The organism is Rhizobium sp. 18065 (assembly GCF_902706095.1).
In the GTDB taxonomy this organism is placed as follows: Bacteria; Pseudomonadota; Alphaproteobacteria; order Rhizobiales; family Rhizobiaceae; genus Allorhizobium.
Genome location: NZ_CACSJP010000029.1, coordinates 1 through 390 on the forward strand (window position 1 = coordinate 1; position 390 = coordinate 390).

Sequence of the window (390 nt, forward strand, 5' to 3'; positions counted from 1 at the left end):
CTTTGACCTCATCTGAACATCTGCATCCGCCCATGACCGTGGCCAATCGCCGCATTGCCGTCTACCCCGGCACGTTCGACCCCATCACCAACGGTCATATCGACCTTGTGAGCCGGGCCGCGCCGCTGTTCGAAAAGGTCGTGGTCGGCGTGGCGCAGAGGCCGTCCAAGGGCCCGGCGCTGCCGCTGGAGCAGCGCGTGCAGCTGGCGCGTGGCGCGCTGGCCCACCACGGCAACGTCGAGGTCATCGGCTTCGATACCCTGCTGGCCCATTTCGTACGTTCGGTGCAGGGCGGGGTGCTGCTGCGCGGCCTGCGCGCGGTGTCCGACTTCGAGTACGAATTCCAGATGGCCAGCATGAATCGCCACCTGATCCCCGAGGTCGAGACCC

General features: G+C 66.4%; 1 protein-coding gene. It reads left to right on the forward strand.

What is annotated here, in order from left to right; genetic code table 11:
- Nucleotides 1-32: 32 nt before the first annotated feature.
- Nucleotides 33-390 (forward strand): pantetheine-phosphate adenylyltransferase (coaD, locus tag GVK95_RS24990; protein ID WP_159953386.1); only part of this gene is annotated, 358 nt, incomplete at its 3' end.